This is a genomic window from Meiothermus granaticius NBRC 107808 (assembly GCF_003574355.1).
GTDB classification, from domain to species: Bacteria; Deinococcota; Deinococci; order Deinococcales; family Thermaceae; genus Meiothermus; species Meiothermus granaticius.
Genome location: NZ_QWLB01000003.1, coordinates 22,509 through 45,173, shown reverse-complemented (window position 1 = coordinate 45,173; position 22,665 = coordinate 22,509). Strand labels below are relative to the sequence as shown.

The 22,665-nt window shown below is 63.5% G+C and carries 26 protein-coding genes; 12 read left to right on the top strand and 14 right to left on the bottom strand.

Features of this window, described 5'->3' with window-relative positions; translation table 11 throughout:
• Positions 1 to 3: 3 nt before the first annotated feature.
• Positions 4 to 1,143, top strand: a complete 1,140-nt coding sequence (gene sucC, locus Mgrana_RS01535) for an ADP-forming succinate--CoA ligase subunit beta (protein WP_119355845.1) — start codon at positions 4 to 6, stop codon at positions 1,141 to 1,143.
• Positions 1,140 to 2,018: a succinate--CoA ligase subunit alpha gene (sucD, locus tag Mgrana_RS01530; RefSeq protein WP_119355844.1), complete on the top strand. Its 879-nt coding sequence runs from the start codon at positions 1,140 to 1,142 to the stop codon at positions 2,016 to 2,018. The genes sucC and sucD overlap by 4 nt, the downstream gene beginning before the upstream one ends.
• Here sucD and Mgrana_RS01525 read toward each other — a convergent pair.
• From Mgrana_RS01525 to Mgrana_RS01495, 7 genes are all read right to left on the bottom strand, one after another.
• Positions 2,015 to 2,863, bottom strand: a complete 849-nt coding sequence (locus Mgrana_RS01525) for a hydroxymethylglutaryl-CoA lyase (protein WP_119355843.1) — start codon at positions 2,861 to 2,863, stop codon at positions 2,015 to 2,017. The genes sucD and Mgrana_RS01525 overlap by 4 nt on opposite strands.
• Positions 2,860 to 3,210 (bottom strand): DUF5615 family PIN-like protein, encoded by a 351-nt coding sequence (locus Mgrana_RS01520; RefSeq protein ID WP_119355842.1) that lies wholly within the window; start codon positions 3,208 to 3,210, stop codon positions 2,860 to 2,862. The genes Mgrana_RS01525 and Mgrana_RS01520 overlap by 4 nt, the downstream gene beginning before the upstream one ends.
• A gap of 20 nt (positions 3,211 to 3,230) precedes the next feature.
• On the bottom strand, positions 3,231 to 4,865 hold the full coding sequence (locus Mgrana_RS01515) for an MDR family MFS transporter (RefSeq protein WP_119355841.1): 1,635 nt from the start codon (positions 4,863 to 4,865) through the stop codon (positions 3,231 to 3,233).
• Positions 4,858 to 5,295, bottom strand: coding sequence for a MarR family winged helix-turn-helix transcriptional regulator (locus tag Mgrana_RS01510; RefSeq protein WP_170146371.1), 438 nt, complete (start codon positions 5,293 to 5,295; stop codon positions 4,858 to 4,860). Before Mgrana_RS01510 ends, Mgrana_RS01515 begins: the two co-directional genes overlap by 8 nt.
• A 100-nt stretch (positions 5,296 to 5,395) precedes the next feature.
• Complete coding sequence (locus Mgrana_RS01505) at positions 5,396 to 5,602, bottom strand: YgaP family membrane protein (protein ID WP_119355839.1); 207 nt, start codon at positions 5,600 to 5,602, stop codon at positions 5,396 to 5,398.
• Positions 5,603 to 5,681: 79 nt separating this feature from the next.
• Positions 5,682 to 6,218, bottom strand: a complete 537-nt coding sequence (locus tag Mgrana_RS01500) for a DinB family protein (RefSeq protein ID WP_119355838.1) — start codon at positions 6,216 to 6,218, stop codon at positions 5,682 to 5,684.
• A gap of 44 nt (positions 6,219 to 6,262) precedes the next feature.
• Positions 6,263 to 6,484, bottom strand: a complete 222-nt coding sequence (locus tag Mgrana_RS01495; protein WP_119355837.1) for a hypothetical protein — start codon at positions 6,482 to 6,484, stop codon at positions 6,263 to 6,265.
• Between the two features lie 296 nt (positions 6,485 to 6,780).
• On the opposite strand from Mgrana_RS01495, the gene Mgrana_RS01490 reads away from it, so the two are divergent.
• On the top strand, positions 6,781 to 7,575 hold the full coding sequence (locus tag Mgrana_RS01490; RefSeq protein WP_119355836.1) for an enoyl-ACP reductase FabI: 795 nt from the start codon (positions 6,781 to 6,783) through the stop codon (positions 7,573 to 7,575).
• Between the two features lie 504 nt (positions 7,576 to 8,079).
• On the opposite strand, the gene Mgrana_RS01485 is transcribed toward Mgrana_RS01490, so the two are convergent.
• The gene (locus Mgrana_RS01485) at positions 8,080 to 8,673 is read right to left on the bottom strand and encodes a hypothetical protein (RefSeq protein ID WP_119355835.1); all 594 of its coding nucleotides are present in this window, start codon (positions 8,671 to 8,673) and stop codon (positions 8,080 to 8,082) included.
• A gap of 302 nt (positions 8,674 to 8,975) precedes the next feature.
• Here Mgrana_RS01485 and Mgrana_RS01480 point away from each other — a divergent pair, with 302 nt between their 5' ends.
• The 6 genes from Mgrana_RS01480 to Mgrana_RS01460 all read left to right on the top strand — a co-directional run bounded on the left by Mgrana_RS01480 (position 8,976) and on the right by Mgrana_RS01460 (position 13,242).
• Positions 8,976 to 9,392: a hypothetical protein gene (locus Mgrana_RS01480; protein ID WP_119355834.1), complete on the top strand. Its 417-nt coding sequence runs from the start codon at positions 8,976 to 8,978 to the stop codon at positions 9,390 to 9,392.
• Between the two features lie 51 nt (positions 9,393 to 9,443).
• Complete coding sequence (locus tag Mgrana_RS01475) at positions 9,444 to 11,555, top strand: S8 family peptidase (RefSeq protein WP_119355833.1); 2,112 nt, start codon at positions 9,444 to 9,446, stop codon at positions 11,553 to 11,555.
• Between the two features lie 3 nt (positions 11,556 to 11,558).
• Positions 11,559 to 11,750 (top strand): hypothetical protein, encoded by a 192-nt coding sequence (locus Mgrana_RS01470; RefSeq protein ID WP_119355832.1) that lies wholly within the window; start codon positions 11,559 to 11,561, stop codon positions 11,748 to 11,750.
• A gap of 521 nt (positions 11,751 to 12,271) precedes the next feature.
• Positions 12,272 to 12,763, top strand: coding sequence for a cupin domain-containing protein (locus Mgrana_RS01465; protein WP_119355831.1), 492 nt, complete (start codon positions 12,272 to 12,274; stop codon positions 12,761 to 12,763).
• Between the two features lie 12 nt (positions 12,764 to 12,775).
• Complete coding sequence (locus Mgrana_RS17195) at positions 12,776 to 12,898, top strand: hypothetical protein (RefSeq protein WP_276309136.1); 123 nt, start codon at positions 12,776 to 12,778, stop codon at positions 12,896 to 12,898.
• A complete protein-coding gene (locus tag Mgrana_RS01460; protein ID WP_119355830.1) occupies positions 12,895 to 13,242 on the top strand; it encodes a nuclear transport factor 2 family protein in 348 nt (115 codons plus the stop codon). Before Mgrana_RS17195 ends, Mgrana_RS01460 begins: the two co-directional genes overlap by 4 nt.
• 54 nt (positions 13,243 to 13,296) lie before the next feature.
• Here the strand turns inward: Mgrana_RS01460 and Mgrana_RS01455 are convergent, their stop codons facing one another.
• The 4 genes from Mgrana_RS01455 to Mgrana_RS01440 all read right to left on the bottom strand — a co-directional run bounded on the left by Mgrana_RS01455 (position 13,297) and on the right by Mgrana_RS01440 (position 15,712).
• A complete protein-coding gene (locus Mgrana_RS01455; protein ID WP_206075033.1) occupies positions 13,297 to 14,091 on the bottom strand; it encodes a hypothetical protein in 795 nt (264 codons plus the stop codon).
• 259 nt (positions 14,092 to 14,350) lie between these two features.
• Entirely contained in the window at positions 14,351 to 14,548 is a 198-nt protein-coding gene (locus tag Mgrana_RS01450; protein ID WP_119355829.1) for a hypothetical protein, read from the bottom strand.
• A 124-nt stretch (positions 14,549 to 14,672) separates the two neighbouring features.
• Positions 14,673 to 14,879 carry a hypothetical protein gene (locus tag Mgrana_RS01445; protein WP_147021088.1) on the bottom strand — a complete coding sequence of 69 codons (207 nt, stop codon included), beginning with the start codon at positions 14,877 to 14,879 and terminating at the stop codon, positions 14,673 to 14,675.
• Positions 14,880 to 15,142: 263 nt separating this feature from the next.
• Positions 15,143 to 15,712, bottom strand: a complete 570-nt coding sequence (locus Mgrana_RS01440; RefSeq protein WP_119355827.1) for a hypothetical protein — start codon at positions 15,710 to 15,712, stop codon at positions 15,143 to 15,145.
• Positions 15,713 to 15,982: 270 nt separating this feature from the next.
• On the opposite strand from Mgrana_RS01440, the gene Mgrana_RS01435 reads away from it, so the two are divergent.
• Complete coding sequence (locus Mgrana_RS01435) at positions 15,983 to 16,795, top strand: DUF5602 domain-containing protein (protein WP_119355911.1); 813 nt, start codon at positions 15,983 to 15,985, stop codon at positions 16,793 to 16,795.
• Positions 16,796 to 17,012: 217 nt separating this feature from the next.
• The gene (locus Mgrana_RS01430; protein WP_119355826.1) at positions 17,013 to 17,393 is read left to right on the top strand and encodes a c-type cytochrome; all 381 of its coding nucleotides are present in this window, start codon (positions 17,013 to 17,015) and stop codon (positions 17,391 to 17,393) included.
• 4 nt (positions 17,394 to 17,397) lie between these two features.
• Here the strand turns inward: Mgrana_RS01430 and Mgrana_RS01425 are convergent, their stop codons facing one another.
• Both Mgrana_RS01425 and Mgrana_RS01420 read right to left on the bottom strand, forming a co-directional pair.
• A complete protein-coding gene (locus Mgrana_RS01425) occupies positions 17,398 to 20,706 on the bottom strand; it encodes an ATP-binding protein (protein WP_119355825.1) in 3,309 nt (1,102 codons plus the stop codon).
• A 184-nt stretch (positions 20,707 to 20,890) separates the two neighbouring features.
• Entirely contained in the window at positions 20,891 to 21,283 is a 393-nt protein-coding gene (locus tag Mgrana_RS01420) for a S1 RNA-binding domain-containing protein (protein WP_119355824.1), read from the bottom strand.
• 186 nt (positions 21,284 to 21,469) lie between these two features.
• On the opposite strand from Mgrana_RS01420, the gene Mgrana_RS01415 reads away from it, so the two are divergent.
• Positions 21,470 to 22,651 (top strand): acyl-CoA dehydrogenase family protein, encoded by a 1,182-nt coding sequence (locus Mgrana_RS01415; protein ID WP_119355823.1) that lies wholly within the window; start codon positions 21,470 to 21,472, stop codon positions 22,649 to 22,651.
• Positions 22,652 to 22,665 lie beyond the last annotated feature (14 nt).

Sequence of the window (22,665 nt, the reverse complement as noted above, 5' to 3'; positions counted from 1 at the left end):
CTCTTGAACCTGCATGAATATCAAGCCAAAGAGTTGCTGGCCCGCTATGGTATCCCGGTGCCCCCAGGGAGGGTGGCTTATACCGCGGATGAGGCCAAGGCGATCGCCAGTGAGTACGGGGATACCGTGGTGATCAAAGCCCAGGTTCACACCGGAGGGCGAGGCAAAGCCGGAGGGGTCAAGCTGGCCAAAACCCCCGAGGAGGCCCGGGAAAAAGCCAGTCAGATTCTCGGGCTCAACATCCGGGGCTTCGTCACCAAAAAGGTGTTGGTTGGCAAGGCGGTGGATATCGCCAAAGAGTACTATGCTGGGCTGATCCTGGATCGTGTAACCCAGCGGGTGGTGTTGATGCTCTCCAAAGAGGGGGGGGTGGATATCGAAGAGGTGGCTGCCGAGCGGCCTCAGGCCATCCTCAAATACCCCATCAACCCCGCTACGGGGCTGCGGCCCTTTGAGGCTCGAGAGCTGGTCAAGCAGGCCGGTCTCGAGGGCAACCTGGGCAAGCTGGCCGGGGTGCTGGTGCAGCTTTATCAGGCCTATGTGGGGGTGGATGCCTCTACGGCCGAGATCAACCCTCTGGTGGTCACCGCTCAGGGGGAGGTGGTGGCTGCGGATGCCAAAATTGTCCTCGACGACAACGCCCTCTACCGCCACCCCGACCTCTCGAGGCTGCGCGAAGCCGAGGCCGAGCATCCCCTCGAGGTCGAGGCCAGCAACTACGGTTTCGCCTACGTCAAGCTGGAGGGCTCGGTGGGGATTATCGGCAACGGCGCGGGTTTGGTGATGTATACCCTGGATCTGGTCAACCGCAGCGGCGGCAAACCCGCCAACTTCCTGGATATTGGGGGCGGGGCTAAAGCCGATGTGGTCTACAACGCCATTAAGGTGGTCTGCAAAGATCCCGATGTGAAGGGCATTTTCATCAACATCTTCGGGGGCATCACCCGGGCCGACGAGGTGGCCAAGGGTGTAATTCAGGCCATGAACGACGGCATTCTGACCAAGCCGGTAGCCATGCGGGTTGCAGGCACCGCTGAGGAAGAGGCCAAGAAGCTGCTCGAGGGCAAACCCGTGTACATGTACCCCAGCTCGATCGAAGCAGCCAAAGCCATCGTGGAGATGGTCAACGGGGGTGGGCGATGAGCATTCTGGTAGATCAAAACACCCGCGTGTTGGTTCAAGGGATCACAGGGCGCGAGGGCCTCTTCCACACCGAGCAAATGCTCAAGGCCGGAACCAAGGTGGTGGCCGGGGTCACCCCTGGTAAGGGCGGCCAGACCGTGCAAGGCATACCGGTATACGACACCGTAAAAGAAGCTGCGGCCCAGCACGGGGTAGATGCCTCGATCATCTTTGTGCCCGCAGCCGGGGCCGCAGATGCGGCGCTCGAGGCCGCCCACGCCGGAATACCTTTGGTGGTGCTCATCACCGAGGGCATCCCCACCATGGACATGGTCAAGGCTGTGGCCGAGATCAAAGCCCTGGACAAGGTGCGCTTGATCGGTGGAAACTGCCCAGGGCTGATCACCCCTGCGGCTTGCAAGATCGGCATCATGCCGGCCAGCGTGTTCAAGCGCGGCAGGGTGGGGCTGATCTCCCGGTCGGGCACCGTGACCTACGAGACCGCCAAGGCCCTCTCCGACGCCGGGCTAGGGATCTCGACCTGTGTCGGCATTGGCGGTGATCCGATCATCGGCAGCACCTTCAAGGACCTGCTTCCGCTTTTCAACGCCGACCCCGAGACCGAGGCGGTGGTGATCTGCGGCGAGATCGGTGGCTCCGACGAGGAGGACGCCGCGGCTTACGTCAAGGCCCACATGAAAAAGCCGGTGGTGGGGTTTATCGGCGGGCGCAGCGCCCCCAAGGGCAAGAAGATGGGCCATGCCGGGGCCATCATCAGCGGCAATGTGGGGACGCCGGAGTCCAAGCTGGCGGCCTTCGCTGAAGCGGGGGTGCCGGTAGCCGATACCATTGACCAAATTGTGGAGCTGGTGCGGGCTAAGCTGCAGGCTTCCTAACCATACCAGGCCCTTAGGCGAGCGGCTTCCTGTGCAAGCTCCTGAAGGGCCTCGAGCCTAACCCCCACCCCCAGGCCCCTTTCCTCAAGGTAGGGGATCACCGTCTCCGAGGCCAGGTTGCCCACCAGGCTGTCCCCCGCAAAGGGACAGCCGCCAATGCCCCCCAGGGCTCCCTCGAGCCAGCGGATCCCACTGTCCAGCACAGCCTGCACCTTCTCGAGGGTGCCCTCCGGCCTGCTGTGCAGGTGTGCCCCGAGGGAGAGCGGCCCAAACACCTGAGCCACCGCGCTGAGGGTCTCCCCTATAGTCTGGGCGGTGGCCACGCCGTAGGTGTCGGCCAGCGCAATCTCCCGAATGCCTAGCGCGCGCAGCCGACCCACGAATTCCACCGGCAGATCCGGACTCCAGGGGTCCCCATAGGGGTTGCCAAACCCCATTGAAAGGTAGACCACGAAGCGGAGCCGGTCTTGCGCCTGCTCGGCCATGCGGGCCACCACCGCCCAGGACTCCGCGATCCCCCTGTTGAGGTTTTTGCGCTGGAAGGTCTCGGAGATGGAAAAGGGGTAGCCCACGCTGGTCACCTGAGGGGCTGCGAGGGCCCGCTCGAGGCCCTTCTCATTGGCCACAATGACCAAGTACTCCCGCCCTTCAGGGGCAGGCAGTTGGGCTAACACCCGCTCGGCATCGGCATGCTGGGGGACCCAGTGCGGCGAGACCAGGCTGGTCAGATCCAGGTGGGAAAACCCAGCCTCTAAAAGCCTTTTCAGGTACGCCACCTTAACCTCGGTTGGGATCAAGCCGGCAAAGCCCTGCCAGGAGTCGCGCGGACACTCCACCCACTTCATGGTTCACCTGTGTAGCGGGCAATCCCCTCGGGCTGCACCACATACAGCTCCCCCCGGTGCGGAAACCCCTGTCTAAACACATCCCTAAGGCTCATCTCGATCAGCTCCGGGTCAATTACACCTGGGCGCAGCACAATCCGGGGGGACGTGATGGGAAAGCGCATCGGGTCAGAGAAGTCGAGATCCAGCGTGATCAGCACACAGTCTTGGCTCTCAACGTAGCGGTATAAAACGTAGTCCGAGCACCCGGCCAAACCCACCTCCCGAGCGGTGGTGACCTCATGTCCCTGGGTGGTGAGCCACCAGTAGATGCGGGTCGGTATGTTTTCGTCGAGCAGAATTCGCACCGCCCAATTTTACCCGGCCCCTAATCCTCCGCTGCGGAAAAAGCCTGGCGGGTCACCGGAGCGGGCCTCGAGCCCTGCAGCTCGAGCGCCGGCAACTGCAGCACCACCACCAAGGCCAGCATGCTGAGGCCTGCAGCCACGAAAAAAATCTCGCTCAAAGCCCCGCTTAGGGCCAGGCGCAAGCCGTGCACCACTGCATTGGCCAGATCCATCCCTCCCAACCGGGCCAGGGTTTGCTGGGTATGGGCCAAGGCTTCAGGGCTATCGAGCACCTTGGGGTTGACCAGGTCTGCCAAAGCGGAGGGCGAGAGCTTGGCGGCTGCGCCCCCCAGGTTCGAAAGCAGGTGGTGCGCCAAGTAGCTGCTCATGATGGCCCCAAAAACCGTGGCCGCTACGGTAGAACCTATCTGCCGGAAAAACTGGTTGGCACTGGTGGCCATCCCCAGGGCGGCTCGAGGGGTGGCATTTTGCACAGCTACCGTCAGAAGCGAGTTGATCGGCCCTAAGGCCAAGCCCAAAAGCACCATAAACGCGAAGGCCAACCACAGCGGGGTGTCCAGGCTAAGACGGCTGGTCAAAAGCTGAGCCCCCACCATCAGTACCGCCCCCGCTACGATAAAGGGCTTGTATCGCCCGGTGCGGCTAACCGCCCTCCCCGCCCACGTGCTGGTCACAATTAGCCCCAGCATCAAGGGGGCCAACACCAGCCCCGATCCAGAGGCGGTCTCCCCCTTTACGCTCTGCATGTAGAGCGGCAGATAAAGGATCGCTGCGTACATCCCCGCAGTGTTGAGAAAACCGGCCAAATTAGCGATGAGAAAGGTGGGGTTACGGAACAGGCCCAGATCGAGAAGGGGGGTTCTGGCCCTCCACTCCCACCCTACGAACAACAGGCCGAAGATGATCGCCCCGCCCAGCAGGCCAAGGGTTTGCCAGGACTCCCAGGCCTGAGCATTGCCCGCCCAGGTTAGGCCCAGCAACAACGGGACCAAGGCGGCAGCGAGCAGGACAATACCCAGATAATCTACCCGGCCCTCAGCCGGGGTGCGTCTGGCCGGTAGATAACGGGCGATCCCCCAAAATGCGGCAACCGCAAAGGGCAGATTGACAAAGAACACCCAGCGCCAGCCGACATGATCGGTCAGAAAGCCCCCCACGATGGGGCCAACCACGCTGCTAATCCCCCATACCGCACCGGTATAGCCCTGATAACGCCCCCGCTCCAACGGGGTAAAAATATCCCCGATGGTGGTGAAAGCCATGCTCATCAGCATCCCACCGCCCAGCCCCTGCACCCCACGGAAGAGAATCAGCTCGAGCATGTCTCCAGACAAACCTGTGAGGGCCGAACCCAGGGCAAACAACACAATCCCCAGCAGCATCAAGGGCTTGCGCCCATAGAGGTCAGAGAGCTTACCGGCCACCAGCACGGCCAAAGTGCTGGTGAGCGAGTAGCCCACGAAAGCCCAGGCGTAGTATTGCAGCCCCCCCAGCTCGGCGATGACCCTTGGCATGGCCGTGCCCACCACCGTGAGGTTGAGGGAGGACAGAAAGAGCACCACCAGCACCCCCATAAAGGCCAACAGCTTTTCCTGTGCGCCGAGCCCGGAGGCATCGGGTTTAGAGGTCACTCGCCCCTTACGAACCTCAGGCATAGCGGGCCTCCTTGAGGTAAGGCTCGAGGGCCGCCAAACCCGATAGGGCCTCAGACAGCACGGTTTCCGGGATATGGCCATAGTGCTCCTGCAGCACCTGGGCCACGATCTGACGGGTCTTCAGCCGAGCCTGAAGGCCTTGCTCGGTCAGATAAAGCTGGAAGCGCCGTAGGTTGTTCTGGTCCATCCTGCGTTCTACCAAGCCCAGTTCCACCAGGCGGTTGAGAATGCGGCTAACCGTAGGCGGGGGAACCTGCATCTCTCGAGCCAGCTCGCTCGGGCTGTGCACCCCCTCTTCAATCAGCCGCAGTGCGGTTAGCTCGGTGAAGTCCAGGTGCAAGGCCTGCTCCAAGGGCCTATCCAACACCGCTCGAACGCTGCGGGATAGGCGCAAAAGCGCAGAGGCTGTTTTCAGTAATAAGTCTTCCACTTGAAATACTTTATCATGAAAACCCCTCGGCAACAATCCATAGCCCCGGCTGGGGCCGGGGCTATAAGAAATCTGTAGGTGGGGAAGGGTCAAGAAAGCATCAGGCCGAGCTTTTCCCTCGAGTGTTGATCTTGAGCGCGGCCCAGATCGGGCAGAAGTTGAGCGCTGCGGTGACCACCATGATCACACCCAGCAGAGCGAAAATCCACTTCCAGCCTCCCACCGCCACAAACAGCGCGATCAGGAAAAACACCACCGCCAGGATCCAGCGAACCATCCGGTCCGTGCTACCCATGTTAGGGGTCATATCTGCCTCCTTGGGCTTAAGCTTAGCACTCCGCTAAGGGACAAATGCTCCATGTCCCACACAGACCGCCGGAGCTCCGCTAAGAACCCCCTCCAAGCCGCTCCTGAATCTGATTGAGGTGGTGGCGCTCGTGATAGACCAGGGTTTGCAGCCAACCCAGCGCGGTGAGGTCTCCCCAGAATGGATGCCGGTAGACCGGGGTCTGCGACAATACCGCCTGGTTTTCCCCAACTTCTTCCAGTAGCCTCGAGCGCACCGCCTCGAGCCGCGCACGCAGCTCCGCCCGCGAGAGCCCTCCTTTGGGTTCGGTCGGCGGCGGAGCCAGCAGACGCCCATCCTCTCGCACGCGCATTGAAGGCAATGGGGGGGGCAGCTCGACGTCGCCCCGCATCCCCTTGATCAGGCGGCGAATCACCTTGCCGGCCCCTTCTTCAACCGCTGCGATGTGTTCCAGCACCTCTGCTGGGCTCCAGGTTTCGGGAGCCGGTCGGGCGAAAAGCTGGGCCTCCGGAAGGGCCTGCAGCAAGCCCAACACCTCCCGTCGTGACTGCTCGAGCAACCGCACACAGGCCTCAGGGCCACCGTACCGGGCCAACGACTCCGCCTTTGGGGTCATGGCGGCATTCTACTTGGTTATAGGGCCGGCCCCCAGGCTAAAGCCTAAGGCTCGGAGGAAAGCTTGGAGAAGGCTTCCTCTATACGCGAAGACACCGGCAGGCTGATCAACCCCCGCAGGTACAGCTCATTAACCGCATCCACCCCCGCCACCTGGCGAAGCTGCTCGAGCGAAACCCGCTGTTCCCCCCGGGGCAGGCGCACCTTTACCTGATCCATCGTTCCGGGCACCCACTCACACTGGATATCTATCATTGTTACCTGCATTTGACACCTCCTATAACCTTCAGCCCTTCAGAGCCAGGTACCGGATCTCGCGTAGATGTTGAGCCTTGTCCAACAAACTAACGCTCGACGCTGAGGTTCAACTGAGTGGGGGAAATAGGGACCAAAGCCCAACAACACCGTAGTTAAACGGTAGCATCGGGATCGGTGAACAATGTCCCGATGGAGCCTTATGGTGCATCTCGACAAGGTGAACTTCATTAGGAAAGCGCTTCCACTTGACCGGGTAGAAGCTGTGGGCATGGCCACAAAAGCGGATGCGGTAAGATGTTCGCATCATGATTTCCATTGACCTTTCCGGCAAAAAAGCCCTGGTGATGGGGGTAACCAACGAATACAGCCTGGGCTGGGCCATCGCGCAAAAGTTGGTGGCGGCGGGAGCCGAGGTGGCCCTGAGCTATCAGGGGGAGCGGTTGCGCGAGAAACTCGAGAAGCTCACCGCGGACCACCCCCATCGGCGGCTCTATACCGTGGACGTAACCGACGAGGCCGCCCTCAAGGCCATGTTCGAAGATCTAAGCCGCGCATGGGGGCGGCTGGACTACGTGGTCCATTCGATTGGGTTTGCCCCCCGCCCCGCCATGGAGGGTCGCTTTATCGAGACCACCGCCCAGGACTGGAACACCGCCCTTCAGGTCTCGGCCTATTCGCTGGTGGCGGTAGCCCGCGAGGCTGAACCGCTGCTGCACGAGGGGGGAAGTTTGGTCACCCTGACCTATTACGCCGCTGAAAAGGTGGTGCCCAAGTACAACGTGATGGCCATTGCCAAAGCTGCACTCGAGGCCAGCGTGCGTTACCTGGCCTACGAGCTAGGGGCCAAGGGGATACGGGTCAACGCCATCAGTGCCGGGGCGGCCCGCACCGTGGCCGCCATGAGCATTCCCGGATTCCGCAAGATGACGGCCAAATATAGCACCATCGCCCCTCTAAAGCGAATGATTACCCATGAGGAAGTGGGCAATTTAGGGCTCTATCTGCTCTCCCCCTTATCCAGCGGCACCACCGGCCAAACCATCTATGTGGATGCAGGGTACAGCATCATGGGCATGGATCTGGATGATGGCCAGGGATAAATGCAGATCAGGTTCTGAATTCAGAGTATCCGTTTGCCCAGGGAATGATCTGGGCCAGATAGTTGTCTGCCCTCGAGCCGTTCTGATACCCTCTGGACCCACCATATAAGCATGCAGTGCGGCGCACCCGCTTTTAATGTTTGATCAGGTAGCGGGCCCGGCCAGCACCATAGCCCGCACGTCGGCTTGCTGAATGGCCAGGGCAACATACGAGCCCACACCGGGTAGAAATTGGGGGTGATCACGCCCCAAACCGCAGCAGCTTCCAGGCCTCACGGTCCGTGACGTACTGGAGTGAGCCAGAGCGCCACAAAAACCCTGCGCCACCCAAGCTAGAAGCCACTTGGGGAGCCAGGGATTGGCTTCCTCATGGCTGGTCCACCGCTCCCTCGAGCTCTCCTCACTGCTGACCTGAAAAGGGCCGCCCGGCGAGGGCGGCCTGAGGAGGCGAAATCGGGTCCAGGTCGAGCCGAGCGGACCCGTTGCTGGGGCCATGGGTCTCCCCTAGTGGGTTCCCAGGGCCGCGCGGGGGCTCCAGGCTGGGCGACCCTCGGCGAACACCACGTACCCTAGCAAGAGCCAGCCCAGCGCAGTGTGGGCACCAAAGACCCACCCCGGCAGTTCCTGGCCGGTGAGGGCAGTGAGGAGCAGAGTCGCCGGCAGCGAGAGACCGCACAGCAGGGGCACCAGCCGATGCCAACCCGAGAGCCCCCCGCTCAGCAGTACCGCCACGCTCACCGCGAAGGTCAGGACCATGCTCAGCGGCCAGGCCAGGTCGGTAACGATGTAGAACGGGCTCGAGGTGGGTACCTTCAAGATGTCCATCAACGACTGACCGAGGGCCAGGGGCAGCGTCACCAGCGGGGCGGTAGCGAGGAACCTTCCCAGCGAACCGCGCCCGCTGGCCTGTAGCCGCCGCAGGCCGATCATGGCGGCCAGCCAGCCCAGGGCGAAGGCCGCGTAGAGCAGGGCGCCGGTCACGTCGGTTTGTTCGTTGGGGGTCTTGGCGAAGCCGTGGCGCAGGCCCTCGAGCAGCAGGGCGGGGGCGCCGATCATCGCCAGTAAACCAAGGGTGCAGGTCGAGAGGGGTAAGTTCATGGTCTTCTCCTTGGGCTCAACCGAGCCGGGCACAGGCTAGCCGGGGGGCCGTGACGGAAGCGTGACAGGGGACCGGGCACCCTCCTGGACAGGTTTATCCTCTGCCGTGCAGATGGTTGCGGGGGCCAGGATGGCTCGGCGGCCTCGCCCCGAATCCTGCGTTTATCACTCCAGAGGAGGAAATACCCGCGGTGCGCTTGGTCAGTCACTCTCCAGTCACGCGGCCCTCCCCATACTGGCCGCGTTCCCGGCAGAGGCTGGGGGGCCCACAGAACGCAGGAACACCAGACAAGGAGAAGATCATGAAGCAACTTTTCGCGGTTTTGGCAGGTGCGCTGGTGGTGGCGATGACAGCGTGCGGCGGGGGCGGAGCCGGTGGAGGCGTCCCGGACGACGCCATCCAGGGCAGGGTCTCGCTACTGGGCGGCTCGGCCAAGGGCACCCAGGTGATCGCCTGTACCCTCGAGGGCGACACCTGCAACCTGGGCGGGACCGCCGAGGCAGGCTCGGACGGCAGCTACCGCATCCCCGGGCTCAAGAGCGGCCAGAAGTACGTGGTGCTGGGCCTGCTCGACGCCGACAACGACGGCCAGCCCGACTACGGTGGGGTCTACGGCGGCCCCAGCAACCCCACCCAGGTCAGCCCGCCCAAGGGCGGCGTGGACTTCACCCTAAGCGCTGGAAGCAGCCAGAGCCTGCGGCCGTCGTTCAAGCGCTAACGAGAAAGGGCGTCAGGATGAATCGGCCTAAGGCCCCTTTGGAGGAAATCTATGCGACTAAAAATTCTAGGATTCACAACGCTGATGGCCCTGCTCGCAGCCTGCGGTGGGGGCAATGGCGGCACGAACCCGCCCCCGGCGAGCAACACCCTTTCCGGCACGGTGCGGCTGGGGAATAAGGCCAGCAGCGCTCAGATAGCCTCGAGTGGGCGACTCCTCACCTCGGATCAGGAAGAGTTCGTCCCCGGCGAGGTGATCGTGCGGTTCAAACCGAGCCTCTCGGTGCAGTCGGTGAGCAGTTTGAGTGTGGGCGGAGTGAGTCTGCAGCGGGTGCGGGCGCTGGGGCTGGAGTCCACCGGCCTTTACCGCGCCAGCACCGACACGGCGGGCACGCTGCGGCTCGTTCAGGGGCTGCGGGCCAGGGGCGACGTACTGTGGGCACAGCCCAACTTCATCCAGAGGGCGCTCAAAACCCCCAACGACGAGTTTTACCCGTACCAGTGGCACTATCCCGCCATCAACCTGCCGCAAGCCTGGGACATCGAAGACGGCACTTCCAGCCCGGTCACGGTGGCGGTGGTGGACACCGGCGTCCTGGTGCAGCATCCCGATTTCGCGGGCAAGCTCCTTCCCGGCTACGACTTCATCACCGACCCACGCCAATCGAATGACGGCGACGGACGCGACGCCAACGCCGACGACCCCGGCGACGAGCCCGGCGGCGACAGCAGCTACCACGGCTCGCATGTGGCGGGGACAATTGCAGCGGCGACCAACAATGGCACCGGCACTGCCGGAATTAGCTGGGGGGCCAAAATTGTCCCGGTGCGCGTCCTGGGCGTGGGCGGCGGCACACTGGCCGACATCGCTGACGGGATGCTGTGGGCAGCAGGGGTCAGCGTGGCGGGCATTCCGGCCAACCCCAACCCCGCGCAGATTCTCAACATGAGCCTAGGCGGGAAAGGCCGCTGCGCCGACTCCCCGGCCTACCAGGACGTGATCAACCAGCTCCTCGCTAAAGGGATCATCGTGGTAGTGGCGGCGGGCAACTCCAACGAGGATGCCGCCAATTTCCGCCCGGCAAGCTGCTCCGGGGTGATCACAGTGGGGGCCACCGAGTTCCAGAACGCGAGAGCCCGCTACTCCAACTTCGGCCCGCGCATTGACCTGATGGCTCCTGGCGGGGACGTGCAGGCCGACCTCAACAACGACAACTTCGCCGACGGGGTGCTCTCCGAGCACCGCAACGATGCCAAAAACGACTATGACTACGTGTTCTATAACGGCACCTCGATGGCCGCACCGCATGTGGCGGGCGTGATCGCGCTGATGAAGAGCAAAAAGCCCGCCCTGACTGGGGCCGAGGCTTTGGACATCCTGCGCCGCACCGCCCACCCGCTGGATGGCACGGCTTGCACCGGGCAAGGTCCGGATTCCCATCCTGGCTCCGACTGTGGGGCAGGTCTGATTGACGCCTTCGCCGCGCTGCAAGCCCTGGATGGCGGAGGTGGAACAAACCCCAACCCCGACTTCACCCTGAGCCTCTCGCCCAACAGTCTGGTAATCCCGCCCGGCAGTAGCGCCAACACCACGCTCACCGTCACGCGCAGCGGCGGCTTCTCCGACTCGCTTTCCCTGAGCCTCAAAGGGGCTCCAAACGGGGTCACGGGCAGCCTGAATCCCAGTGGCAACAGCGCCACCCTGACCCTAAACGTGGCTGCCAGCGTGAAACCCGGCTCCTACGCGCTCACTCTGGAGGCCGCCGGCGGCGGAAAAACCAAAACCGCGTCCTTGAGCCTCGCAGTGGGGACGAGCGCGGCCAAGCCCACGCTCGAGGGCGCCTACGTAATCGCCTGCTTCTACTTAGGCAATGACTGCGACCAGATTAAGAGCAGAATTATCCAGGTCAAGGGCCAAACCAGCGGGCCATACAGCTTCGGCGACCTTGCGGCGGGCGACTACCTGCTGTTCGGCTGGAAAGACCTCGACGGCGACAAGGATGTGAGCGCCGGTGACTACCTGGGAGCCTACGTGGAGAACGGACAGATCGCCCTGGTGCGCCCCAGCAAGAGCGGCCTCAACTTTGCCTTGGAAGAGGTGCAGGGCACCGGAATGCTCTTGGACCAGGTGCAGCACGCGTTGAGGAGCTTGCGCTCGAGGTAGGTTATGACCACCCCCAAACTCTTCGTGATTCGGGTTTGGCTCGAGCCCACCGGCGAGGGCGGGAGCGTTTGGCGGGCCTCGGCCACGAACACCCGCACTGGTGAGCGCAGGTACTTCCAGCACCCGAGCGAGCTGGTGCAGTTCCTCAATGCCTCGGTCGGCGGCGCGATGGGCGCGACAGAACCCTCGAGCTAACCCGAAACCCTTTTCGCGCATAGACGGACTTTTGCCCGTCTGTGCTTTTTGCTGTCTGGGAGCGCTCTTACAAAAGCTGTTGCTCAGTCACAGGCTCTCGCCTACAGTGCTGGCGCAACCAGGCAAAGCCTGCCATTACCACCAGGCAAAGCCTGTCGTTGCCACCAGGGGAGCCCGTGCAAAGGAGAAGATGATGTTCAAATCCGACGGCAGCACCTGTGGCGGGCGCGGCGGCAACGGCCTAACGCGGGCCTTCATCTACCTCCAAACCCCCGACTATCAAGAATAAGTCCGCGCGACCCAATCGAGCCTTCCCAACCGGGGAGGTTTTTGTTTTAGGGCCGGGGATCATTTGGGCGAGGAGTCCGCGAAGCCATTACCGCGCTAAAGCAGGAATCTCGAGGCGTTATTTCTGCGTCCCAGACGATCGGTTACCGGCGAGGAGCTATCCACCTTTCCCGAGCTGTCACAGGCTGGTCACAGAGACGAGCCTAAGCTACCCGTGTACAAAGGAGAACTCCATGAACCCCATCCCAGCATCCCCGGCTCTAGGCACCTCGCTCAATGTCTTGGGCACCACCGTGACCTACCTCGCCACCGAGCGCGAGACCGCCGGCAACTACGCCCTGTTCGAGCTGACCCTTCCCAGCGGGGAAGGCATGGTGCCGCACCAGCATCCGCTCGAGAGCGAGCACCTGTACGTGCTCGAGGGGCAACTGACGGTCCGCCTGGAAGACACTTTGATGCAGCTCGAGGCCGGGCAGAGTCTGTTCATCCCGCGCGAGGCTGTGCACGCTTTCCAGAACACCGCCGCTGTACCCGCCCGGGTGCTGGCGACGCTCTCGCCCGGCTTCCCACACGAGAAGTTCTTCGCCGAGTTGGGGCGGGCCGCTGACCTGCACGACAAGTTCCTGGCCGAACTGGGACTACGCAGCGGAACCCCGAAGCCCACTGTAGACCTCGAGGTGCTCGTGGCCACCGCCGAGCGCTACGGAATCACAATCCTGCCCTGACAGGAGAACCTCATGCGCCGCCTTATCGCTGCCCTGTATCGCTGGCTGGGCCAACGCCAGCGGAGCCCGCTCGAGGCCCACCCCTGGCTGCTGAGCACACCCGGTGGGCAGTCCCTGAGGGAGTTAGGCTCATGAACCTCCCCCCCCAGGAAACCCTGGTGCGCGAGTTGTTCGGCGCCTTTGCCGGGCATGACCTCGCCACCTTACAAATCCTCCTCTCCCCAGCTTTCGTGCTGCACGTGCCGGACCACCTGCCCTGCGCGGGCAGCTACCGGGGTTGGGAAGGGGTGCTGAGGTTTTGGAGGGAGATGGCTCATCAGGGCAAAAGCGCCCTCGAGGCCGAGATCCAAAGGGTGTTGACCGGCCCCGACTACGCCGCAGTGCTCGCCAACGACCACACCGAGCCCGGCAAAAGTCGGGTGGTTTACGTGCTGCGGCTCGAGGAGGGCCGGGTAGCCGAGTGCTGGATGCACACCTGAGGCTGGGCCTCGCATAGCGAAGGCTTCTCGGCGGATACGAAGCTGGTCGGCGAATCAGGCCAGGCGGTGGTGCATCCACACGTTGGGCTCGACATAGACCGCGTGGTCCTGAGCCAAGGAAACATGCACCGGAACCAAGGCCCCGGGCACCAGGGTTTCCCCGTCGGTGTCGAAGGGCAACCCGGTCCACCCGCGCCAGTCGTCCAGGGTTCCGGCGATCGTCATCGAGTAGGGCGCCACCTTCACCACGGTGCCCCCTGCGCGGGCATGAACCCGCAACCAGGGGTCAGCGGGCAGCCCGTCGGCTCGAGTACGCCGAGCATACTCACCCATCGGCGTGCGCGGCTCGGTGTGCTTTTGGCTGGGGCGCACCGGTGCGAACAAATCCTTGAATCCCAACCGTGCGGCGTTGGCCCGCATCGCCGACAGCATCTGAGCTGAGATTCCCTGACCACTCACCTTGGGGTGCACCACGATCTCCAAGGCCGAAACCGCGTTGGGGATTCGCCCCAGCAGGGCATCCCCGTCGGCCCAGCGCACCACCGTGTCCCAGCCGCCGTTGGGCAACTCGAGGCGGCGGAACTCCGGGCCGAAACCGAAGGGCACACTGCACCCCCGGGCCAGTACGGTATCCGGCTGGCCTTGATCAAAAGCCAGCAGGATATAGTCGTGGAAGCGCTCGAGCCGACTCGGCGAAAAGTACAGGTTGGCAGTGGGGTCGTGAAGCATAAACTCCGGCCAGGCCGATACGAGTTCGTCGGCCCACATTGCCGCCTCGAGGTCGGGGCGCTCGGTCAGGGATACGACTTTGAGGTTCAGAAAAGCCCTCCGATCTAACCACCTGGGCACACTCGATAGCCTCTACCGCAGCGCCTGATCTGGCCTGGGTCGGGACACGTTACAGCACACCGTGCGTCGTAATGGTGGGAAACGTGGCTCGAGCAAGCCCATTTGCGAATCCCGCCATGGAAATATGAAACTCCGGCCATGGATATGGCAGTCTCCTTGTGGAAACCGTAAAGCTCGGGTGGGTCAACCCTAAAGGACTCCGGTCGCTCTTCGGCCCGGAGTCCCAGGGCTAAGGCCGAGCGGGTGGCCCTGTCGCTGGTTAGCCAAGGCTATCCCCTCGGTGGGGGCTCGGCGCCCAAGCTCCGAGGATCTGTGTCAGCCGGGTCAGGGTGGCCTCGAGCCAGGCGCCGGACGAGCGCGGCGGGGCTTGTGGTCGGTCCCGGCGGTGCGCTGCGGCTTGGGCGAGCATCTCGAGGCGGTGCAGTTGGGCAAGGTTACGCTGGAGTTCGAGGTTCATAAGGTTCCTCCCTTGGTTCGCCTAGGATAGACCGGGAGGCGTGACCGGCCTGTGACAAGGTCAAAGTCGCAGCAGAAGCCAAAAACCTCCCGCTAAAAGCGGGAGGTCTGCGGGCCAGGCAATCTCAGGACCAGTAGCAGGTCAGGGCAAAGTCGTGGTTGCTGCTGTTGACCGCCCCACCCATCAGGATGCGCACGGTGGGGACGCGCTCGTCGGGTTGCAGGGCCAGCGCCCGGGCCTGGTCGTCCTTGGCCCCACCGACCGGGGGGATTATCGCGCCGCTGAAGCCGTTAAGCCGCTGCACACTCAATCCGGCTTCGCCACCCTGCAAGATCGGCAGTTTGTCGGTCGCGGGTTGTAGATCGAAAGAGGATTTGGGGTCGGGCTGAGGATTGGGCTTAGACGGCGACGAGCAGGCTGCCAGCAAGCCCAGGACTGCAATCCAAAATGTGGGTTTGAGGTTCGTGGGGTTCTCCTTGGGGTCGGGGCCCCCCGAACGCCGCGCCCAATCTAGGCGCGGCGGTGGGACCAAACTGTGATCACCGCGAGGCCAAGACAAACCGCCGGCCCAGCCGCCGGTCTCGAGCCCTACCCTCAGGCAGCGGTCTTGGGGGCCAGGGGCTGCCGGGGCTTGGGACGGAGTTCGAGGTACACCCGCAGGGCGGCCAGGGCAGCCACGCCCGCCACTCCTACAAGCAGCCCAGGCTTCACCGTCATCAGAAAGACCAGTCCCAGCGCTAGCCCCGAGCGCAGAGCCAGCCAGGCCGAGTAGCCGCGGTCCTCGAGCAGAGCCCGCACTGCCGGGGTCAGGGGGCCTTGCCCCGCCCGCATCTCCCGGCCCAGCGCGGCCTGCCAGGGGGGGTCGAGACGCTTGCTCCCCACGAACACCAGCAGGAAGATTCCAAGCGCCAGGTCGGCCCAGGCGATCCGGAAGCCCCAGGTCGTTACCATTAGGGCTAAGCCGGTGAGGAGCAGCAGCGGTGGGGCGAGCTTGCCCAGTGGCCCGATGGCTTTGAGCAAGGCCAAGGCTGCGCCGAGTCCAACGAAGTCCTTGGCTCTTCGGGCTTGGAGCAGGGCCACAGTCCCCACCCCTTCCGCGGCAAAGAGGGCCAGGGCAGCAAAAACGTGGATCAGCTTGAGTGCGAGGTACAGGGTTGCCAGCATAGGGTTCTCCTCCAGTGTCCCTCAGGACAGGCCCGAGGATAGGGGTTGCACTGTGACTCATTCGTGACTCTTGGGGTAGGGCCCTGGAAACCCCGCCCAACCCGCTCGATGCAGAAGCATTCGCACCTTTGTCCCCTTTCGGTCAAGCTCACCGCACCAGCCCTGTTCGCCGAAATGCGGTGGCGATGGACTTAGCCGGAGCAGTCACAGGCTGGTCACATGGAGGTTTTTACCCTGTGTTCGCAACCCTCAGGGGTGCAAGGAGAGACCATGAACAAAGCGTATAGAGTGGTGGTTGGCTTGGGAATCCTGGGGCTGGGCACGCTGGCGGTGATGGCACAGCCGCAAGGCAAAACGGTGATGGGGTCAGAAGGAATGCTCTTCGGGGCCAAGGTCTCGAGCTGGGCTAAGCTCAACGGCAAAGGCGGGGTGCAGGAGGCCGGGGTCACGATCCCCCTTGCGGCCATCGAGAAAGCTCCCCTGCCCACCCCGAACACCCCGCCCCCCAGCGGCGAGCCGATGATGATGATGCCCACGCTGAGCCTGGAGTTTCCGGATGTGGTCAAAAAGACCACCTTCTTAGACCACCTGGACCTTTACTGGGAGCAGTTCGGCCACCCGCCCGAGCGCTACCTGGCCCCCCACTTCGACTTCCACTTTTTCGGGGTTTCCCAGGCCCAGGCGATGGCGGTGGACTGCAAAGACCTGACCCCGCCCGCGATGGAGATGACCCCCAAGGGCTATGCGCCCGCCGTGCCTCCAGGGGCCAAGGCCGCCGAATTCTGCGTGCCAATGATGGGTTTCCATGGGCTGCCGCTCTCGGAGTTCAGCGCCCCCGGGCAGCTCAAGCCCGGTCTCTTCGACAAGGTGATGATCGCGGGCTTTTACAGCGGCAAGTACACCTTCACCGAGCCCATGATCACGAGGGAGTTCCTGCTCAAAAAGCAGAACTTCAGCTTCGAGGTGCCCCGCCCCGCCAAAGTCGGGCGCAAGACCCTCTACCCTACCGTCTTCACCGCCACCTTTGACGCCAAGGCCAACGCCTACAGCTTCGTCTATAGCGGCTTCGAGGCGGGCGAGTGAGCTGTGATCGCGTTCCAGGAAGCGGCCTTGAACAAGGGTTGGGGGCTGGACGGGGTAAGTCTTTACGGTCCTCTTCAAGGGGCGAACCTCGAGGTTCGCCCCCAAGCTGCAGCTATATGAAACGCATCCGGGCCCCGCAAGCAGACCGCCGAGGTCAAAGGTCTGATTGCAGGCATGGGATTGCCCCTAACACCAAACTCGCCGTAAGGAGAATGCGATGAATCGCCCCTCTACTCTGCTCCTGGTGCTCATCACAACCCTGGTCTTCGCCCAGCCCCCGGCCCCATCCATCTCCACCCAAGCCCAACGGGGGATGGCCCTGGTTTTGCAGCAGTGTGCGGCCTGTCACGGGGCGCGGCTCGAGGGCCGCTACGGCCCACCCTTATCCGGGCCACACTTCCTGGGTCGCTGGGGCGGCAGGGGTGCCGAGGAGCTGCGGCGCTACATCCTCACCCGGATGCCGCTGGGTCGCGCTGGGAGCCTAAGCCAGGAGCAGACCCTGGACCTCCTCGCCTACCTCCTTCAGGCCAACGGCGTTCTCCACGCCGAAACACTGAATCTTGAGGCCCTGCCCAAGCTCGTGCTCCCCCGGCCCTGAGCGCTCAGAGGATTTGCCGGTGCAAGGGCTGATTGAGGAAATCGGCCCGCAAGTCTTTGGGCAGGCCCAAGGCCGTCTGGTGAATCCAGTCCTGGGCGGCCTCGAGCTGCGCCTTGGCTCCCGTGTCGCCGAGGGCCTCGAGGATTTGAAACGCGGCGAACCGCACCTCGGCAGGGCTCAAGAGCGAAAGCGGATATCTCAGGGCTTCCTCGATGGTGGCTTTGGCCTCCTCAAGCCGTCCCAGCTTTAGCAGCGTCCGGGCTTTGTAGGTCAAGGCCGCCGCTTCCACCAGCTTTAGCCCCAACGGCCCGACCAGGTCCAAGGCTTCCTCGCACAGGCTCAGGGCCACCTCGGGAGCAGCGAAGCGGGCCTTCATCAGCCGGAGCTGGGCTTGCAGCTTGGGTTTGGGGATTTGGCCCAGCAGGGCTTCGGCCTCCCCCAGCGGTTGCGGGTTCCCCGTGACCTGAGCCAGCAGTATCTGGGCCGTGACGTTCGACGAGAGGTGGGTATCATGCTGGGCAAGGAAGTCCCTGAGTTCGGCCTGAGCCCGCTGGCATTGCCCTAGCGCGTACAAAACCTGCGCCAGCACTAGATAAGTGACCTTTGGGGGCTCAGCCAGGTCGAAGCGCTCGGCCTCCTGGGCCGCCGCCCAGGCTTCGGGCAAGCGGCCCAGTGCTAGAAAGGTCCGAGCCTCGGCGGCGCACGGCCACACCAGTCCTCGGTCACTCACCGCCACCCGCGCCGCGATCTCCTTGGCCTGGGCGATATCGGCTAGGACAACCTCGGCCTGACCCAGAACCAGCATGCTGTGCGCCCGGCGGCTGAGGATGCGGGCCTTGGCATAGTGGAACTGGTCGTGATGGTCAATCATCGCCAGGGCCGTGTCGAACTGCCGGACGGCCTCGGTGTGGCGGTCCAAGGCGGCCAGCAGGACGCCCTCGTCCTCGATGGCAGCCCCCTGGGCCTCGAGTGCCTGCGGGTCGCCCAGTTCGCCCATCTTCCCGGCCAGGCGCTTGTACGCCGCCAAATGCTCCCAGGCGAGAGCGAAGCGGCCCAGCCGGATGCAGCATATCAGCGCGGTTTGATGCAGCGTGGCCCCGCTCCAGGGGTCGTCGGGCTGGACGCTCGCCAGGGCCTCGTCCACCTTGGCGAGTGCATCGGCAAAACGCCGGGTCATGTACAGCCAAACCGCCCAGTTTGCCAGTGCCCGGGTCTTCTCTTTGGGGTTGCGTGCCAGCTGCACCAGTCGGGCACTGGTCGCCCTCATCTCCTCGAACGAACCGCTCACCCCCAGCACCTCAAACAGCTCGGCCACCGCCTCGTACTCCCTGGGGTCGGAGTGTCGGCGGTAGATGGCAATGGCCCGCTCGCAGAAGTCTCGAGCCTCCGCGGGCAGCGAGCCGTTCATGGCCTGCTGTGAGGCCCGGACCAAGAACCCTGCGGCGCTGGGCTCGTCGCCCGCTTCCAGGTAGTGCTGAGCAATGCGGGCCGGACTCGCGTTCTTAATCCCCTCGAGCCAGCGCGCGACTCTAGCGTGCAAAAGCTGCTTTACCGCGAGTGGGGTTCCCGCCAGCACGGCCTCGAAGACCAGGTCGTGCACGAAGGCGTTACCTCGCAGGATCTGTGCCGCCTCCAACTCGGCGTGGGCCTCGGCCAACTCCATCGCCGGGTGCTCCAGCACCGTGCCCGCCAGCTTCAGCTCGAACTCGCTCCCCGCCACCGCCGCCACCCGCGCCAGGTTGAGGGCAGCCGGCGAGAGCCGCGCCAAGCGCCGCCCGATCAGGGCCGCCACCTTGCCGGGTGGTGCCAGGCGGACCGGTAAGCCCTGCTCCAAAGTATCGGTCTCGATGAGGTGCTTCAGGGTCTCGAGCACGAACATCGGGTTGCCCCCGGTGTAGCGCGAGAGTCCCGCTGCCAGGTACTCCGGCGCAGGGATCTCTAGCCCCTTCAAGAGCGTCAGCACCGACTCTAGCTCCAGCGGCTGAAGCTCGATCAAAACAGCTTGGCCGGTCTCCACGAACTGCAAGGCAAAGTGGTCCATGACCTCGGAGTTGTCGCCGCTGCGGTAGCAGCCCACATATCCACGCAGCCCGGCACCCCCCAGCGGAAACACACTGTTCATCAGGTAAGTTCCCACCTGGTTGCTGGCCTCATCTTGGAACTGCAGGTCGTCGAGCAGCAGCGCGTCGTGGTGGCGCGCCAACAGATCGAAGATTTCGCGGTGGGCCTCGAGAAAGCGTACCTGGTGGAGCGGGCTGAGGTCCGGAGTGGCATCGGCGTCGCCCAGCTCAGGCATCCAGGGAGCCAGGGTCTGGCGCACCCAGGCGGGCAGCGGCTCGCCTGGGTACTTCGCCAGGATGGCCCGTAGGTGGCGGAAGTTGGAGGAGTAGGGCACCCCCACGTCACCTGGGCGGGCCTCGAGGCGAACATAACCGCCCTTGCTCGCCAGGAAGTCGCTCACCAGACGGGTCTTGCCCACGCCAGGCTCGCCCTTGACGAAGATCAGCTTGCCCGCCTCCCACGCCGCCTCCATCGCGGCCCACTCCCGCTCCCGCCCGGCCAGCACCGGCGGTCGCAATACGGCTGCCGGGATCACGCTCCTTTGCAGCTTGGCCGGGGCATCGGGCATGGCAGTGCCCGCCTCGATCATCCGCAGCAGCTTGAGGGTCTCGGGCAGGGGCTGGGTTCCCAGCTCCTGGGCCAGTAGGGTGCGGCAGCGGCCCAAGGTGGCGAGTGCCGACCCCCGGTCCCCCAGCAAGTACTGAAGCCGCGCCACCTGGCGGTAGCCCTCCTCGGAGAGGGGCTCCACATGCAGGCGAATCTGGGCGTATTCCAATGCGGCTTTGAAGTTCCCGGCCCGCTCGAGGCGACTCGCCTCGCCCTCAGCCGCCCGGGCCCGCAACTCGCGGAACTCCTCGCGCGTGCTCTGTACCCATTCGGCGAAGTCGGGCAGGTCGTCGTAGTCGAGCCCCTCGAGCAACTCCTGGTCTTGCTCCAAAAGCTCCAGAGAAGGGGTTTCCAGGTAGGAAAACTTCTTGAGATCCACCTCGACCTCGGGGTGCAGTTCGATGCGGTCCTCACCCAACACCACCTCGCCCCCCGAGAGCCGCAGTCGGCGCAGCAGTTGACGCATATTGTTTCGGGCGGTGGTCTCCCCCGACTCCGGCCATAGCCACCCCGCCAGCTTGTACTTGCTGACCGGTCCTTCCAAGGCCAGGTAGGCCAGCACCGCCGCCGTCTTGCGCTCGAGGGTCACTGTGCCTGAAGGGCCGGTCAGCCGAGGTGCACTGAGAATATGCAACCTGAATCCCATATCCACTCCCCTGCCGGCCTGTCGGCGACCTCAATCATATCTGGCCGGTAGCCGCCGAAAAATGCCCCCTGGGGGCATAGCTTGGTGACCATACGACCAAGCGCTTGGTCGGAACATCGGCCCTTCAGCCCTAAAGCCAGAGCCCACCGAAGCGGTGGGCTCTCTCGAGTTGGGCCCCTGTCGTTTAGCGGCGTTTACGCCCCCCTTTTCCACCGGGCTTTTTACCCCCTCCACCCATCCCACCAAACTCCCCGCCTGAGCCACGCAAAAAGCTCTTGAGCTTGTTCTCAAACTCGGGAGCCTGCCGGGGCAGGCGCTTGGGTCGGGGGGGTTCTACCGGCGGGGCGGTGAGTTCTTTAATCGAGAGGTCCAGGCGGCCTTTTTCATCGCGGCCCAGCACCATCACCTGCACGGTCTCCCCTTCGGTAAGGTGGTCGCGGATGTTTTTAACGAACTCGTGGGCAATCTGCGAGATGTGCACCAGCCCTGATTCCCCCGAGGGGAACTCCACAAAAGCCCCAAAATCCATGATCCGAGTCACGCGACCTTCTACGATAGCACCGGCTTCAAGCTCCATTCAGGCTTTCCTCCCAAAAGCGTAAACCCAACAGCATGCACACACCTCTGCTTGTAGGGGATTCACGGTACATCACTATATCACCTGAAGCTCATTTTTGTGCCAGACCACTGCATTTCTTATATAACGTTTTTATAGTACCTGTTATAAAAAATGATATACTATTGCCATAGGCAGGAGGAGTCTATGGTCACCGATCAGCGCAAGGAGCTATGGTTTGAGCTCGAGCCCGAAGAACGCCAGATCATGGGCGCACTGCGTGAGTTTCTTCAGGCCGAGGTGGCTCCTACCGCACAAGAACGCGACGAGCGCGGGGAATTCCCCTTCGGAATCGTGAAAGAGTTGGGCCAGATGGGGGTCATGGGGGCACAGGTTCCTGAGCAATACGGTGGGGCCGGACTTTCCACCCGCAGCTTCGCCCGTATTATCGAGGAGATCGCAGCCATAGATGGGGCCTTGGCCCTCACCGTAGCCTCGCACAACTCCCTGTGCACGGGCCATCTGCTGCTGGCCGGGAATGAGGCCCAAAAGCAGCACTACCTACCTAGGCTCGCTCAGGGCGAAGTGCTGGGGGCTTGGGGCCTGACCGAGCCCGGAAGCGGTTCGGATGCCGCTGCCATGCGTACGCGGGCCGAGCCCACCCATGAGGGCTGGCGGCTCAGCGGTTCCAAGCAGTTCATCACCCAGGGTTCAGTGGGTGGAATTTATGTGGTCAATGCCCGCACCGATCCCGCCCCAGAGGGCAAGAAGCACCTGGGGCTCTCGGCTTTCATTTTCGAAACCCCCATCGAAGGGTTCAGTGTGGGGCGCAAGGAGAAAAAGCTCGGCCTGAACGCCTCTGATACCGCGCAAATCCTCTTCGAGGGGATCAGCTTGCCCCCAGAAGCCCTGTTGGGCGTGCGGGGTCAAGGTTTTTATGACGTGATGCGGGTGCTCGAGGGCGGACGCATCGGGATCGCAGCGATGGCGGTAGGGCTGGGGCGGGCCGCCCTCGAGTTTGCGGCGAAATATGCCCTGGAGCGCGAGCAGTTCGGCCAGCCCATCGCGGAGTTCCAAGGGGTTTCTTTCAAGCTGGCGGAGATGGCCACGGGCTTAGAAGCGGCTCGGTTGCTCTACCTCAAGGCGGCGGACCTCAAAGACGCCGGTCGCCCCTTTGGGATGGCTGCAGCCCAAGCCAAGCTCCTGGCCTCGGAAGTGGGCGTCCGGGCCTGCGATGAGGCCATCCAAATTCTTGGAGGATACGGCTACCTCAAGGATTACCCGGTGGAGCGCTACTGGCGCGACGCCCGGCTAACCCGCATCGGTGAGGGCACCAGCGAGATCCTCAAGGTCATCATCGCCAAAAATTTGCTGGCCCAGTATAGGTAGGGGCTACGGGGCCT